Annotated in this window: 12 protein-coding genes and 1 pseudogene; 6 read left to right on the forward strand and 7 right to left on the reverse strand. The window is 69.6% G+C overall.

Annotated features, from left to right (window positions below; all coding sequences use genetic code 11):
- Positions 1–5 precede the first annotated feature (5 nt).
- Both GGQ87_RS06215 and GGQ87_RS06220 read right to left on the reverse strand, forming a co-directional pair.
- On the reverse strand, positions 6–908 hold the full coding sequence (locus GGQ87_RS06215; RefSeq protein WP_168045807.1) for a class I SAM-dependent methyltransferase: 903 nt from the start codon (positions 906–908) through the stop codon (positions 6–8).
- Positions 909–1012: 104 nt separating this feature from the next.
- A complete protein-coding gene (locus GGQ87_RS06220; RefSeq protein WP_168045808.1) occupies positions 1013–1840 on the reverse strand; it encodes a class I SAM-dependent methyltransferase in 828 nt (275 codons plus the stop codon).
- A 281-nt stretch (positions 1841–2121) separates the two neighbouring features.
- Between GGQ87_RS06220 and GGQ87_RS06225 the strand changes: the two genes are divergently transcribed.
- Positions 2122–2592 (forward strand): Hsp20 family protein, encoded by a 471-nt coding sequence (locus tag GGQ87_RS06225; RefSeq protein WP_168045809.1) that lies wholly within the window; start codon positions 2122–2124, stop codon positions 2590–2592.
- Positions 2593–2650: 58 nt separating this feature from the next.
- Here the strand turns inward: GGQ87_RS06225 and GGQ87_RS06230 are convergent, their stop codons facing one another.
- From GGQ87_RS06230 to gpmA, 3 genes are all read right to left on the reverse strand, one after another.
- Positions 2651–3928, reverse strand: a complete 1278-nt coding sequence (locus GGQ87_RS06230; protein WP_168045810.1) for a pentapeptide repeat-containing protein — start codon at positions 3926–3928, stop codon at positions 2651–2653.
- 62 nt (positions 3929–3990) lie between these two features.
- Positions 3991–4629, reverse strand: a complete 639-nt coding sequence (locus tag GGQ87_RS06235; RefSeq protein ID WP_168045811.1) for a bifunctional diaminohydroxyphosphoribosylaminopyrimidine deaminase/5-amino-6-(5-phosphoribosylamino)uracil reductase RibD — start codon at positions 4627–4629, stop codon at positions 3991–3993.
- A 3-nt stretch (positions 4630–4632) separates the two neighbouring features.
- The gene (gene gpmA, locus GGQ87_RS06240; RefSeq protein WP_168045812.1) at positions 4633–5352 is read right to left on the reverse strand and encodes a 2,3-diphosphoglycerate-dependent phosphoglycerate mutase; all 720 of its coding nucleotides are present in this window, start codon (positions 5350–5352) and stop codon (positions 4633–4635) included.
- A gap of 162 nt (positions 5353–5514) precedes the next feature.
- Between gpmA and GGQ87_RS06245 the strand changes: the two genes are divergently transcribed.
- The 3 genes and pseudogenes from GGQ87_RS06245 to GGQ87_RS06255 all read left to right on the forward strand — a co-directional run.
- Positions 5515–7014, forward strand: a complete 1500-nt coding sequence (locus GGQ87_RS06245; protein ID WP_168045813.1) for a phosphomannomutase/phosphoglucomutase — start codon at positions 5515–5517, stop codon at positions 7012–7014.
- Between the two features lie 335 nt (positions 7015–7349).
- A complete protein-coding gene (locus tag GGQ87_RS06250) occupies positions 7350–8675 on the forward strand; it encodes an FAD/NAD(P)-binding protein (protein WP_342448312.1) in 1326 nt (441 codons plus the stop codon).
- 32 nt (positions 8676–8707) lie between these two features.
- A pseudogene (locus tag GGQ87_RS06255) lies at positions 8708–9055 on the forward strand (YkvA family protein); the annotation flags it as partial.
- Between the two features lie 4 nt (positions 9056–9059).
- Here the strand turns inward: GGQ87_RS06255 and GGQ87_RS06260 are convergent.
- Positions 9060–10112, reverse strand: coding sequence for a YeiH family protein (locus GGQ87_RS06260; protein WP_168045815.1), 1053 nt, complete (start codon positions 10110–10112; stop codon positions 9060–9062).
- A gap of 160 nt (positions 10113–10272) precedes the next feature.
- On the opposite strand from GGQ87_RS06260, the gene GGQ87_RS06265 reads away from it, so the two are divergent.
- On the forward strand, positions 10273–11238 hold the full coding sequence (locus GGQ87_RS06265) for a sensor histidine kinase (RefSeq protein WP_168045816.1): 966 nt from the start codon (positions 10273–10275) through the stop codon (positions 11236–11238).
- Here GGQ87_RS06265 and glmM read toward each other — a convergent pair.
- A complete protein-coding gene (gene glmM / locus GGQ87_RS06270) occupies positions 11235–12584 on the reverse strand; it encodes a phosphoglucosamine mutase (protein ID WP_168045817.1) in 1350 nt (449 codons plus the stop codon). The genes GGQ87_RS06265 and glmM overlap by 4 nt on opposite strands.
- A 174-nt stretch (positions 12585–12758) precedes the next feature.
- On the opposite strand from glmM, the gene glmS reads away from it, so the two are divergent.
- Positions 12759–14573: a glutamine--fructose-6-phosphate transaminase (isomerizing) gene (glmS, locus tag GGQ87_RS06275; RefSeq protein WP_168045818.1), complete on the forward strand. Its 1815-nt coding sequence runs from the start codon at positions 12759–12761 to the stop codon at positions 14571–14573.
- The last annotated feature ends 45 nt before the right edge of the window (positions 14574–14618 follow it).

Raw genomic sequence — 14618 nt, forward strand, 5'->3', positions numbered from 1 at the left:
TCGGCTCACTCGGGTTTCCTGAACTTCAAGGTCATGCGGTCGCTCTCGCCGATCTCGTCGTACTTCGACCGGTCGAAGGTCGGGTCCGGCGGCGATCCGCGGGGCGCTGTGAGACCCATGGGGGGCAGGGTCTCGACGCCGAAGGGATGATCCTTGGTATCCCTTTCATTCGCGTTGATTTCCGACGCCGCGACGAAGGCGAAGCCGGCCTCGGCCGCGAGTTGCTTGACGAAGGCTTCCTGGACATAGCCATCGGCGGCCGTCGGGTCCTGATCCTTGTCGGGGCCGAGGCGATGCTGCTCGATGCCCAGAATGCCGCCGGGGCGCAGGGCGGCGTAGGCGTCGGAGAAAGCCTTTTCGGCGATGCCGGCGGCCATCCAGTTGTGGATGTTGCGCATGAACAGGGCCAGATCGACCGTCCCCGGGGGGGCGATGGGGCCGGATGTCGGGCCGAAGGTGGTCAGCTCGATCTCGCCGTACAGACGCCGGTCGTTGGTGAACCGCTCCTGGAAGGCGGCGGTCAGGGCGGTCTGGGCCGGGCTGGCGCCGGGGCCGGTCTGGAAGCCGGCGGCGATGTAGCGGCCTTCGCCCTCGGCCAGATAGGGGGCCAGAATTTCGGTCCACCAGCCGCTGCCGGGCCAGAATTCGACAACGGCCATGCGCGGCTGGAGGCCGAAGAAGCGCAGCGTCTCCATCGGGTGCCGCCACTGGTCGCGGGCCCGGTCCTGAGCCCGCCAGGGCCCGGCGACGGCCCACTCGAGGGATCCCTTCGGCGGACCGTCAGGCTGCGGCGGCGGCTCGGCGGTCTTTTCGCGGCCGCACCCGGCGAGGGCGAGCAGGCCGACGGCCCCCGAAAGAACCTTCCGGCGCGACGCCAGCGGTCGCCAGCCCTCGTGTGATTCAGCCATTCACGTCCCCCGCGACGCCTTGGCGCCATACGGTTCGTCCCCGTTCGGCAAGGGCTTAACCCTGTTCCCGTGGCCGGTCAAAGCGGTTGCGGGAGTGGTCCGCATCAGGCCGGCTTGCGGAAGCGCAGGGTCATCCGGTCGCTCTCGCCGATCGCGTCGAAGGCGGCCCGTTCGGCCTCCGTCAGGGGCGTCGGACGGTCATTCGCATTGCCCTGACGCGGGGCGCTGGTGCGGACCGGAGGCAGGGTCCAGACGCCGTAGGGGTGGTCGTGATCGTCCTTCGGATTGGCGTTCAGTTCGCTGCGCGCCTCCAGCACGAAACCGGCGGCGAGGGCGGCGCGGATGACATAGCTTTCCGGGACATAGCCGGTCGGCGCGGTCTGGTCGGGGTTGAGCCCGTCGACGCTGCGATGCTGTTCGATCGCCAGAACGCCGCCCGGCTTGAGAGCCTTGAAGAAGGCGGCGAGGTAGGGGCCCGTCCGGCCCGCGCGATGCCAGTTGTGGAAGGCCCGGGCGACCACGACCATGTCGGCGGTCCCGTCCGGAACGCCCATGCCCTCGAGCGGCCGGTTGACCGGAACATAGGTTCCGCCGGTGGACGCGGCGTACGGCTCGAGAATATTGCGCCACCAGCCGGCGCCGCCGGGCTCGATCTCGACGATCGTCGAGCCGGGCGTCAGACCCCAGAAGGTCAGGGTCTCGAACGGGTGGCGGTAGACGTCGCGGGCGGCGTCGGCGGCCGGCCGGTCCGATGACCCGACCACGGCCTGCAGCGCCGTGTCCTCCTGCAGGACTGGTGGCGTCATGGCGGCGCGCCGGGCGGTGCGCTGCGCGGCCGTCTCATCGAGGGTCGGCAGAGGGGGCAGGCTCTGGGCGGCCGCCAGCGCGGGCAGGGCCAGCGCGGCGGTCACGGCGAGGGCGAGCAGTCGCATCGATCGTCTCCGGTGGAGGAAGAAGGGCGACCCTGCGGGGTTCGGACCCGCCGGGCAAGTCACGATGGCCCCCGGCGACAGAATGAAGCGCTGAATGCTCAATCGGTGCACCCCTTGACGCTTTTTCGCGGCATCCCACATCTGCTGGCGAGGACGCCGATACCGGGTCCTCCAGCACCGACGGGGCCGATCATCGGGCCGCCGGAGCTGATCTCCCATCGCCGTCCCGGGCTTAAACCGCAGGGCCGGCTCAACCTTGCTGATCCTCAGGAGGATGACCCATGCGTACCTATGATTTCACCCCGCTCTATCGTTCCGCCGTCGGTTTCGACCGTCTGGCCGGCCTGCTGGAAAGCGCCGCGCGCACCAGCCAGGAAAACGGCTGGCCGCCCTACAACATCGAGACCACGGGCGAGAACGCCTATCGCATCGAGATCGCCGTCGCCGGCTTCAAGCCCGACGAGCTGAACATCGAGGTGAAGGAGAACCTGCTGACCGTGACCGGCCGAAAGACCGCGAACGATGACGCAGGCAGCGAGCGGAACTTCCTGCACCGCGGCCTCGCCGAGCGCGATTTCGAGCGCCGGTTCCAGCTGGCCGACTATGTGGTCGTGAAGGCCGCCGATCTGGTCAACGGCCTGCTGTCCATCGATCTGCAGCGCGAGCTGCCGGAAGCCCTGAAGCCCCGCCGCATCGAGATCGGCTCGGGTCAGGCCCTGATCGAAGGCAAGAAGGGCAAGGCCGCCGCTTAAGGGCCGGCTGAAGCTGAAGTCCTTGAAGGGGTGGCGTTCGCGCCGCCCCTTTTTCTTATCAGGCGGCGGCGGGTGGCTCGATTTCCATGCCGCGCGCACCGGTGGTGACCGCGCCGGACATCTCGGCCTGACGCAGGCAGGCGCCGCGCAGGGTGGCGCGGGTCAGGTCGGCGTCGCTCAGATTGGCCCGCTTGAGGTCGGCGCCGGACAGGTCCGCGCCCTTGAGGCAGGCGCCGGTCAGATCGGCGGGCAGCAGGCGGTCGGGGGCGATCATCAGCGGACCGAGCTGGGCCTGCCGCAGATCCGCGCCGTTGAGACGGGCGCGGGCGAGACGCGCGCCGCGCAGGTCGGCGCCCTTCAGATTGACCGAGCGCAGGTCGGCGTCCTCGAGGTGGGCGCCCTGAAGCTGAACCCCCTCCATGTCGAGGCCGTAGAAGACGGCGCCCTTGGCCGACAGGGCGGTCAGATTGTAGCCGGTGATGGAGCGCAGCGCCCTGAGGTCGACGCCGTCGAAGACGGAGGGGCGGCCGGCGGCGCCGCCGGTCTCGCACCAGTGGGCGTGTTCAGCCAGCATCTCGGCGGCGGGCATCTTGTCTACCGGGCTGCCGACGCAGCGATCGTCGGTGAGGGCGCCGGTCAGGTCCGCCCCGTCCGTCCGCCACATGGCCATCTTGACCCCGACCAGCACGGCGTCGCGCAGGTCCGCGCCCGACAGGTCCGCGCCCGACAGGTCCGCTCCGGCCATGTCGGCGCCGCGGAAGCTGGCCTGCTTCAGATTGGCCCGGACCAGTTTGCAGTCCTTCATGATGGCGTCGGAGAAGTCGGCGGCGACGGCGACCACCCCGGTCAGCTTCGACCGCTCCAGATTGGCCCCGACGAGGCAGGCGCCGGTGGCCTGGGTGTCGTTGCGCGCCTTGGCCTCGACGACCTTGAAGCCCAGCTTGGCGTCGGCGGCGGCGATGGTGCCTTCGCGCAGGTCGGCCTCGAACAGGTCGGCTCCGGTCAGGTCGGCTCCGCGCAGGCAGGCGCCGCGCAGGTCGGCCCGGCGCAGGCTGGCGTCCACCAGAACCGCATCCTGCATGTCCGCGCCGAAGAAGGTGGCGTTGTCGAGCTTGGCGCCCGAGAGGTCCGCGCCGATCAGGCTGGCGGCGGCGAAATCGGCGTCGGCGAGGTTGCGGCCGACGAGCGAGAGCCCGGAGAGGTCGAGCCAGGCGAAGACGGCGCGGGCGCCGCCGGGCTTGGCCTGCCACAGGCGGTCGTGCCGGGCGCAGATGGCGTCCAGCTCCTGTTGGTCGATGCGCCTTCTGGCGACTGCTGCTCCGGAATTCCCCGACATGGTCCCGCTATGGCACACCGGCGCTTAAGGAAGCCTGAAATGGTTAGTGGTTTTTCGGACGGTCAGGCGGTCAGCAGGCCCTGTTCGGCGAGGGCGTCGGCGAGTTCGCCGGGGCTGACCCAGACGCGGGTGTAGCCGGCCTCGCCGAGCCGCTTCAGCTCGGTGGCCAGATCGGCCTTGGGAGAGGCGGCGAAGCGGGCGTCGAAGCCCGCCCCGTCGTCGCTGATGCGAACCATGGGGCGGCCGGTCTCGACGCGGTGCAGATAGCCCTCGTAGAGGACGGCGGCGTCCTGGGCGAGGAGGCCGGTTTCGACCTGCAGGCCCGCCTTCTTCAACCGTTCCACGCCGCGCCCGGAGGCGAAGGGGGAGGGGTCGACGGCGGCGACGACCACGCGGCTGACCCCCGCGTCCATCAGGAAATGCGAGCAGGAGGTGCGGCCGGACGAGCGGGCGCCGCAGGGCTCCATGGTGACATAGGCGGTGGCGCCCTTGGCCCGGTCGCCGGCGGCGGGCACGGCCTGCTCCTCGGCGTGGGGCCGGCCGCCCGGTGCGGTGGCGGCCTCGGAGACCACCGCGCCGCCGCTGACGATGACGCAGCCGACCGCCGGATTGGGCCAGGTCTGGCCCATCTGCGCCTTGGCCAGGGCGATGGCGCGCCCCATGAAGCGGATGTCGTCGGAGGCCTGCTGAGCGTCGGTCATGGTTCAGGCTTTCGGCAGGGGCGGCAGTTCGGTCGCCCGGGCCTCGTCGAGATAGCGGGCGGAGACCGGCGTCAGGGTCCCGTCCAGATCGATTTCCAGCGGATTGCCGGTGGGGATTTCGACGCCGACGATCTGGTCGTCGGGCACGGCGAACAGGTGTTTGACGATGGCGCGCAGCGAGTTGCCGTGGGCGGCGATCAGGATGTCGTCCCCGGCCTGAAGTCGTGGCGCGATGGCCTCGTTCCAGTAGGGCAGGACGCGGTCGAGCGTGGTCTTGAGGCTTTCCGTGTCCGGAATGGTCTGGCCGGCGTAGCGGGGATCGCCGGCGAAGTCGTATTCGCCGCCGGGCGCGAGCGGGGGCGGCGGGATGTCGTAGCTGCGGCGCCAGATCTTGACCTGGTCCTCGCCGTGCTTCGCGGCGGTCTCGGCTTTGTCGAGGCCGGTGAGGCCGCCGTAGTGGCGCTCGTTCAGACGCCAGTCCTCGACCACCGGGACGCCCTTGAGCCCGGCCGAGTCCAGCGCGAGGGCGCCGGTGCGCTTCGCCCGCTTGAGCACCGAGGTGAACATCACGTCCGGGGTGAAGCCGGACTGCGCGATCAGTTCGCCGCCGCGCCGCGCCTGCGCCTCGCCCTCGGCGGTCAGGTCCACATCGACCCAGCCGGTGAAGCGATTCTCCAGGTTCCACTGGCTCTGGCCGTGGCGCAGCAGGATCAGGCGAGGCATTCAGGTCTCCGTCGAAGGTTGGACCGGGGTAGGCCCGCCCCGGGAACCGGTCAAGGTTGGCCCGGTTTCACGCCAACGCCGCACCCATACCGGCGTTCCCGCGTTGTTGTGACCCTCCGGCGGCCTGTCTATACCGGGCCCGCCCAAGCCCCAGGACCCATCATGATCAAGCCCCGCCAGGACCTTCGCCCGAACACGGCCGACTATGAGACCGTGCCGCTGGTGAAGCCGACGGGCTTCCGCGAATACGACGCCCGCTGGATCCTCGAGAAGGAGATCAACCTGCTGGGCATCCAGGCGCTGGGCCTCGGTCTGGCCACCTATGTGCACGAGATCGGGCAGCGGCCCCGGATCGTCGTGGGCCACGACTTCCGCTCCTATTCGCTGAGCGTGAAACAGGCGCTGACGCTGGGTCTGCTGGAGGGCGGGATGGAGGTGGTCGACATCGGCCTGGCCCTGTCGCCCATGGCTTATTTTGCCCAGTTCGAACTGGACTGCCCGTGCGTGGCCATGGTCACCGCCAGCCACAACGAGAACGGGTGGACCGGGGTCAAGATGGGGGCCCAGCCGCCGCTGACCTTCGGTCCCGACGAGATCGGGCGGCTGAAGGACATCGTCCTGAACGGCGAGGGCGTCAGCCGGGAGGGCGGGAAACTGATCCGGGTCGAGGACTTCCGCGAACGCTACATCGCCGACATCGTGTCGAAGACGAAGCTGACCCGGCCGATCAAGGTGGTCGCGGCCTGCGGCAACGGCACCGCCGGGGCCTTCGCGCCCGAGGCGCTGCGCCGGATGGGGGCCGAGGTGATCGAGATGGACACCGAGCTCGACTACACCTTCCCCAAATACAATCCGAACCCGGAAGACCACGCCATGCTGATGCAGATGGCGCAGAAGGTGCGGGACACGGGCGCCGATCTGGCGCTGGGCTTCGACGGCGACGGCGACCGCTGCGGGGTGGTCGACGACACGGGCGAGGAGATCTTCGCCGACAAGATCGGCCTGATGCTGGGCCGCGACCTGTCGGTCCTGCACCCCAACGCCACCTTTGTCGTCGATGTGAAATCGACCGGCCTGTACAAGACCGACGAGGTGCTGAAGGCGAACGGGGCCGAGACTGTCTACTGGAAGACCGGCCACAGCTACATCAAGCGCAAGACGGCGGAGCTGGGCGCGCTGGCGGGCTTCGAGAAGTCGGGCCACTTCTTCTTCAACGCTCCGCTGGGCCACGGTTACGACGATGGCATCGTGGCGGCCGGCGCGGTGCTGGCGATGCTGGACCGCAATCCCGGCAAGAAGCTCAGCGAGCTCAAGGCCGCCCTGCCGGACGCCTGGACCAGCCTGACCATGTCGCCGCACTGTGACGACGAGCTGAAATACGAGGTGCTGTCGCGCATCGTCGCCGACTACGAGGCGCTGGCCGCCTCGGGCGGGTCGATCCTCGGCCGAAAGATCGTCGAGGCGATCACCGTCAACGGGGTGCGGGTGCATCTCGAGGACGGGTCCTGGGTGCTGGTGCGGGCCTCGTCCAACAAGCCGGAGCTGGTGGTCGTGGTCGAGAGCATGCGGTCGGAAGACGACATGCGCGCCCTGTTCCGCGAAGAGGTGAAGCCGCGGCTGGCTAAATACCCGGAGATCGGCGCCTACAACCAGGAGATCTGACAGGGTCGCTGAAAAATCGCGAAATCCTGTCATCCCGACACTTCGGTGCGCGTTCCGTAGCCACGGAGCCGGTCGCGCGAGGCCGATTCCTGAGGCGGGAGCGGCGGTGGCTGATTGTCAAAGACCGTCCCCGTGGGGATTTCAGGCATTGGACCATGCCGATGCGTCAGACGCGGACGCAGCTGGTCGGCCGGCCGTTCAGCGATGACCGGAATGGCAGGGTTTGGCCGGGTATGGCCGGAATGACAGGGCGCCGGATGGCAGGGTGTTTTCGCCAGCGAGCGGTTTGACCGTCCGTGCCAGCCAGTCCAGAACGGCGTGAACCGGGAGACTTCGTGGCCGACAGCATCCAGCGCGTGGCGATCTTGGGCGGCGGCTTCTCCGGCGCCATGCTGGCGGCGCGGCTGGCGGAGACCGGCGTCGCCTCGATCCTGATCGACCGCACCGGACGCTTCGGCGCGGGCGTGGCCTACGCCACCACCTTCGAAGGTCATCTGCTGAACGTCCGCTCGAACCGGATGGGGGCTGTGGACGGGACGCCGGACGACTTCGCCCGTTGGCTGGCGGCGCACCACCCGCAGCACGCCGATCCCGACGGCTTCGCGCCAAGGGGGCTGTACGGCCTCTATGTCGAGGACCGGTTGCGGCGCGTGGAAGCCGCCTGCCCGGGCCTGATCGAGCGCGTCACCGGCGAGGCCGTGGCGGTCAGCGGATCGACCGTGAACCTCGCCGACGGGCGGATGATCGGCGCCGACGCCGTGGTCCTGACCACCGGCAATCCCGTTCCCCGCACCGCGCCGGCGGCGAGCGCCGACGGTCGCATCATCGGAGATCCGTGGGGGCCGGGGGCGCTCGACCGGATCGGCGCCGACGAAGATGTGCTGATCATCGGATCGGGCCTGACCATGGTCGATGTCCTGCTCTGGCTGCGTGCGAACGGCTGGCGGGGGAGGGCTTCCGCGATCAGCCGGCGGGGGCTGAAACCGCAGGCGCACGGAGCTCATCACGATCTGCCTGTTCCGCCGACGGACGGGCTGACGCGCGGCCCGCTGTCGGCGCGGCTCGCGGAAGGACGGCGTCTGGCGGAGACGCACGGGTGGCGCGGCGTCATGGAGGGGCTGCGCCCGCTGACGGCCGGCCTCTGGGCCGAGGCGGACACTGCCGGGCGGGCTCGCTTCCTGCGTCATCTGAGGCCCTGGTGGGACGTGCATCGCCATCGGATCGCCGGGCCGGTCGCCGCCGTCCTTCAGGCGCTGGAGGCGGAGGGTCGGCTGTCCGTCGTGGCCGGTCGGGTGCAGGCCGTCGAGGACCGTGGGGACGGCGTGGCTGTAGACTGGATTCCGAGGCGGGGCGCCGCGCGGCCCGCGCTGGCGGGCCGGTGGCTGATCGACTGCACCGGGCCGGGTCACGACCCGGCGGCGGACCCGCTGACCGGTCCGCTGATCGCCTCGGGACGGGCGCGGCTCGATCCGCTGGGGCTGGGTCTCGATCTGGACGCGCGGGGGCGCGTTCGAGGCGCCGACGGCACGCCGGACGAGCGGTTGTTCGTGCTGGGTCCGCCGGCGAGGGCCGCCTTCTGGGAGACGACGGCCGTGCCCGACATCCGCAAGCGGATCGAGGACGTGGCGGCGGCGCTGGCGGGGATCCGGGCTGGATCATGAGCGGCCGGCTCGCGGCGCTGAAGGCATGGGCCCGCCGACTGAAGACAGATGGCCTCGCCCTGTGGATCGCGGCACGCGATCCCCGCACGCCTCTGGCAGCGAAGTTGTTGGCGGCGGCGGTCGCCGCCTACGCCTTCAGTCCGATCGATCTGATCCCCGATTTCGTGCCGGTGCTCGGCTATCTGGACGACCTGCTGATCCTGCCCGTGGGAATCTGGCTGGTCGCGCGGCTGATCCCTCCGGCCCTGATGGACGAGTTCCGGGCCTTGGCGGTCTCGCGCGCCAGACCCGCGAGCCGCGCCGCCGCGGCGGCGATCGTGGCGATCTGGATCCTGTCCGCCGGGGCGTGTGGCTGGCTCTTCTGGGAGGCGATCAACTGAGGCCTCAGACGAGGGCCAGCAAACCGATCAGGCCGAGCGCCAGCACGATCAGGGACAGCAGCGACAGGGTGACGACCGTGGCGATCCGCACGCCGGAGCGGGCGACCGCGCGGGCGTCTGTGCTCAGGCCCAGGGCGGCCATCGAAACAACGGTCAGGGCGGCGGCGATCCGGGCCATGACAGGCAGGACCTCGGCCGGGATCAGGCCGAAGGAGCGCGCCGCCATCATCAGCAGGAAGCCGATCACGAACCACGGAAACAGGTGGCGCAGGGGGATGGGCGCGGGCGAGGGGGCGTCGGCTGCGACCCGCCGACGCAGGGCCATGGCGATGGCCAGCCCGATGCAGACGGGGCCGAGCATCAGCACGCGGACCAGCTTGATCAGCGTCCCCGCCTGGGTCGCGATCGCGCCGACGGGCATGGTGGCGGCGAGGACCTGGGGCACGGCGTAGACGGTCAGGCCTGCGAGCACGCCGTACTGGACACCGCTCATGTGCAGCAGGGCGCCGAGCAGCGGCAGGGTCAGGACGACGCCCACCCCGAGGACGGCGGTAAAGGCGATGGCGGCGGAGACGTCCTCGGGGTCGGCGTCGATCACCGGGGCCACGGCGGCGATGGCGGAGTTGCCGCAGATGGCGTTGCCGCAGGCGATCAGGGCCGCCATCCGGCGTGGCAGGCGGAAGAGCCGTCCCAAGCCATAGCTGACGCCGATGGCGGCGATCACGATGACGGCCGTACCGACCAGCAGACCCGGCCCGATGGCGATGACGGTGGCGGCGCTGACCGAGGCCCCGAGCAGGACCACGGCGATTTCCAGCAGGGTCCGGGCGCTGAACTCGATCCCGGGGCGCAGGTTGTCGGGTGGGGTCCAGACCGAGCGGATGGCCGCGCCGATCAGGATGGCCAGCACGATGGCGTCGAGCCAGCCGCGACCGAACAGCCGCAGTTCAAGCGCCTGAAGGCCCACCGCCACAAGGGTGACGACCGCACAGGCGATCAGGCCCGGCGCCAGGCGGGGGATCAGCGACAGGACAGGTGCGCCGCGGGCGGGAATCATCGCGCAAGACTGCGCCGTGGACGCCCGGGGTTCCATCGCTGAGTTGCGGCGAAGAACGCTGCTTTTTCGCGGCGTGTTCGAGGGCACGGAAACGCCCGCGCCGCGTTGATCTCGCATGCCCTCCGTGCCCGCAGCCTTCGCCGTAGAAATCATTGAGAAAATGAAGGGTTACGCCATCGTGGCCCTGACGGAGGACGGCACCGTGACGGAGTGGCTGGCGGATGCGGAAAACATCACGGGCTTCAGCCGCGACGAGGCCGTCGGGATGAATATCGGCGCGCTGTTCACCGAGGCGGACCTGGCCGCCGGGGCCCATCTGGAAGAGATCGAGAAAGCCCTGGACCAGGGCCGCTACGAGGATTCGCGCTGGCACCTGTGCAAGGACGGCGGGCGGTTCTGGGCCAACGGGCTGACGCTTCCGCTCTCCTATGGCGAGGCCGTGGTGATGAAGGTCTTCCGGGACGAGACCCCGCTGAAGCGGGCGGACGACCAGCGCATCCTGCTGCTCAACGAATTGAACCACCGGGTGAAGAACTCGCTGGCCACGGTGCAGTCGGTGGTCGACCAGACGCTTCGGTCGGCGGGCGTCGATCCCAAGGTCCGCAACGACCTGATCGCCCGGATCATCGCCCTGTCGAGCGCGCACAATGTGCTGGTCGACCAGAACTGGGCCGGCGCCGATCTGGAGGCGATCATCCGTGACGTCGCCCGCGCCTATGAGGGACCGGCCGGACGGTTCGTTCTGGAAGGACCGCTGCTTCAGCTGCACCCGTCGCAGGCGGTGACCCTGTCGCTGGTGCTGCACGAGCTCGTGACCAACGCCGCGAAATACGGAGCCCTGTCTGTCCCCGAGGGCCGCGTCGAGATCAACTGGAACCTGTCCCACGACTCCGAAGGCGTGAGGTTCCTGACCCTGCTTTGGCGCGAACAGGGCGGACCCCCGGTCGCGCCGCCCACGCGGTCAGGCTTCGGCACCCGATTATTGGCCAGCGCCCTCAACCATCAGCATGGCGGAGCCAAGGTGCGCTACGAGCCGGAAGGCGTCTGCGCCGTGCTGACCTGCCGTCTGATGGAGAAGGCGCCGGCGGTCGCGATGGCCACCGGGAACGTGTCGGCCGCGAGCTAGCCCGCCGCCTTCACCGCCGCGGCGACGTCGGACACCACGGCCTTGACCAGCTTCGCATCGTCGCCTTCGGCCATGACGCGGATCAGCTTCTCGGTGCCCGAGGGGCGGACCAGCAGGCGACCCTGACCGGCAAGGCGAGCCTCGGCGTCGGCGATGGCGGCCTTCACCTTGTCATTCTCAAGCGGCCTGGCGGCGGTGAAGCGGACGTTCTCCAGCTTCTGTGGCACGGGTTCGAACTGGCGGGCCAGTTCGCTCATCGGCTTGCCGCTCTCGGCGAGGATGGCGAGCACCTGCAGAGCCGACATCAGGCCGTCGCCCGTGGTGGCGTGGTCGTGGAGGATGATGTGGCCGGACTGTTCGCCGCCCAGATTGAAGCCGCCCTCGCGCATCCGCTCCATGACGTAGCGGTCGCCGACCCTGGTCCGCTCCAGTGTCAGCCCCTCTGCCTGCAGCCGGCGTTCGAGGCCGAGGTTGGACATGACGGTGGCGACGAGGCCGCCGCCCTTGAGCTGGCCGCGCCGGGCCCAGTCCAGCGCCACCATGGCCATGATCTGGTCGCCGTCGACCACGCGGCCGTTCTCGTCGCAGATGATCAGCCGGTCGGCGTCGCCGTCGAGGGCGATACCGATGTCGGCGCGATAGGTGCGGACGGCCTCGGCGATGGTCTGGGGATGGGTCGAGCCGCAGTCGGCGTTGATGTTCAGACCGTTGGGCTCGACGCCGACGGCGCAGACCTCTGCGCCCAGTTCATAGAGAGTCGTCGGGGCCACCTTGTAGCCGGCGCCGTTGGCGCAATCGACGGCGATGCGCAGGCCCTGCAGGCTCAGCCCCTTGGGGAAGCTGGCCTTGGCGATCTCGACGTAGCGCGCCTGGCTGTCGTCGATGCGCTTGACCCGGCCGAGGCGGTCGGCAGGGGCGAGGCCGGAACCGAGGTCCTCGTCCATCATCGACTCGATCTTCAGCTCGACGGCGTCGGACAGCTTGTAGCCGTCGGGGCCGAACAGTTTGATGCCGTTGTCGAGGAAGGCGTTGTGCGAGGCCGAGATCATGACGCCGATGTCGGCGCGCATCGAGCGGGTCATCATGGCCACGCCGGGGGTCGGCAGCGGCCCGAAGGTGCGCACGTCCATGCCGGCTGAGCAGAAGCCCGCCACCAGCGCCGGCTCGATCATATAGCCCGACAGGCGGGTGTCCTTGCCGATGACCACGAGATGGCGGCGGTCGTCCGACGACATGAACATCCGGCCGGCGGCGAGGCCGACGCGCATGGCGACCTCGGGCGTCATCGGGTGGGTGTTGGCGCGGCCGCGGATGCCGTCGGTGCCGAAATAGCGTCTCTCGCCCAAGTGTCGTCTTCCTCGTGTCAGCCCGGCACGGTGGCGCAGAAATGTTGCGAAACCGCTTTTCAGGTGCAATTCCCGGCCCCTGTCGCCTACACCGGCGCCAACGGTCAGGCTAGGCCTGCACCATACCGCATCCGCGCGAGGCGCGGGTCTCCAGATTTCCGAGGGGTAGAGTTCATGTGCGGCATCATCGGTGTCTCCGGCGTCGGCCCCGCCGTTCCCCGCCTGATCGACAGCCTGAAGCGGCTGGAATACCGGGGCTATGACTCCGCCGGGGTGGCGGCGCTGGTCGACGGACGCATCGAGCGCCGGCGGGCCAAGGGCAAGATCCGCGAGCTGGAGGCGGTGCTGGCGGCCGAGCCGCTGAACGCCACGGTCGGCATCGGCCACACGCGATGGGCGACTCATGGCGCCCCGACCACGACCAACGCCCATCCGCACAAGGCGGGCCGGGTGACGCTGGTCCACAACGGCATCATCGAGAATTTCGCCGAGCTGAAGGCTGAACTCGCGGCCGAAGGCCATCAGTTCGAAAGCCAGACCGACACCGAAGTCGTGGCCCATATGATCGACCGCGAGCTGTCGCGGGGGAACGATCCGCTGGTCGGGTTCAAGACCGTGCTGGACCGGCTGACCGGCGCCTATGCGCTGGCCGTGCTGATCGAGGGCGAGGAGGGGCTGATCATGGGCGCGCGGCGCGGCAGCCCGCTGGTGGTCGGCTGGGGCGAGGGCGAGATGTATCTCGGCTCCGACGCGCTGGCGGTCGGGCCGTTCACCCAGAAGATCTCGTATCTGGAAGAGGGCGACTACGTCGGGATCAACCGGTCGGGCGCGCGGATGTTCGACGTCGGCGGCAACCCGGTCGACCGGCCGATCGTGCAGGTCTCGGCGTCTTCGGCCCTGGTCGAGAAGGGCGAGTACCGGCACTTCATGGAGAAGGAAATCCATGAGCAGCCGGACAGCGTCCAGCACACCCTGTCGGAATACCTCGACTTCGTGAACGGCAAGGCCAAGGCCGGGCCGACCGACTTCGCGGCTATCGACCGGGTGCAGATCGTCGCCTGCGGCACCGCCTTCTACGCCGGTCAGATCGGCCGCTATGCGTTCGAGAAGCTGGCGGGCCTGCCGTGCGACGTCGAGATCGCCTCGGAGTTCCGCTACCGCCAGCCGGCGCTGACGCCGGGCACGCTGGCCGTGGCGGTCAGCCAATCGGGGGAGACGGCGGATACGCTGGCGAGCCTGTCGTGGTGCAAGGCCAACGGGCTGAAGACGGCGGCGCTGGTCAATGTCCATTCCTCGTCGATGGCGCGCGAGGCCGAGACCCTGTGGCCGACCCATGCGGGGCCGGAGATCGGCGTGGCCTCGACCAAGGCCTTCACGGCACAGGTCGCCGCCCTGCTGGCGCTGGCCGTGGCGGCGGGCGTGCAGCGAGGCCGGATCGATGCGGCGAAAGAGGCTGAGCTGGTCAAGGCGCTGTTCGAGGCACCCCGCCTGATCGCCGAGGCCATGCTGATGGAGGACGCGCTCAAGCTGGTGGCGCACGACGTGGCCAAGGCCACCGACGTGCTCTTCCTCGGCCGCGGGGCGATGTTCCCGCTGGCCATGGAGGGCGCGCTGAAGCTGAAGGAGATCAGCTACATCCATGCCGAGGGCTACGCCGCCGGCGAGCTGAAGCACGGGCCGATCGCGCTGGTGGACGAACTGACCCCGATCGTGGCCCTCGCGCCGCTGGACGAGGTGTTCGAGAAGACGGCGTCGAACCTGCAGGAGGTCGCGGCGCGCGGCGGGCCGGTGATCATGATCGCGCCGAAGTCGGCTCCCGATCCGCATGGCGCCGGCATCCGCCGGGTCGACGCGCCCGAGTGCCACTCGCTGATCGCGCCGCTGGTCTATGCCGTGCCGGTGCAACTGCTGGCCTACTATGTGGCGGTGCAGAAGGGCACGGACGTCGACCAGCCGCGAAATCTGGCCAAGTCCGTCACCGTCGAGTGATCGCATCGCGGCGGTTATGCGTTAGGCTGGCCGACCTCGCTGTTC

The sequence above is a fragment of the Brevundimonas alba genome, assembly GCF_011927945.1.
In the GTDB taxonomy this organism is placed as follows: Bacteria; Pseudomonadota; Alphaproteobacteria; order Caulobacterales; family Caulobacteraceae; genus Brevundimonas; species Brevundimonas alba.